Origin of the sequence: Streptococcus suis, assembly GCF_002960445.1 — a bacterium.
Classification (GTDB): domain Bacteria; phylum Bacillota; class Bacilli; order Lactobacillales; family Streptococcaceae; genus Streptococcus; species Streptococcus hyiners.
In genome coordinates this window covers 1-295 of the sequence record NZ_POJD01000474.1, presented here as the reverse complement: position 1 = coordinate 295, position 295 = coordinate 1, and the positions used below count along the sequence as shown (strand labels likewise).

Annotated in this window: 1 protein-coding gene; it reads left to right on the top strand. The window is 47.5% G+C overall.

Annotated features, from left to right (window positions below):
* Positions 1 to 295 (top strand): DNA translocase FtsK (locus C1G53_RS12850; RefSeq protein WP_269088010.1); only part of this gene is annotated, 295 nt, incomplete at both ends.

The window sequence follows — 295 nt, the reverse complement described above, 5'->3', positions numbered from 1 at the left end:
TGTTCGTGTCAATCGGATTTCTAACCTAGCTGATGATTTGGCTCTAGCCCTTGCGGCTAAAGATGTCCGTATTGAAGCTCCTATCCCAGGAAAATCACTGGTCGGTATTGAAGTTCCAAACTCCGAAGTGGCTACAGTACCTTTCCGTGAGCTCTGGGAACAATCTAAAACAGACCCAGACAAACTTCTGGAAATTCCTCTCGGTAAGGCTGTCAATGGTTCCGTCCGTTCCTTTAACCTAGCACGTATGCCCCATCTATTGGTGGCTGGTTCAACTGGTTCAGGGAAGTCTGTT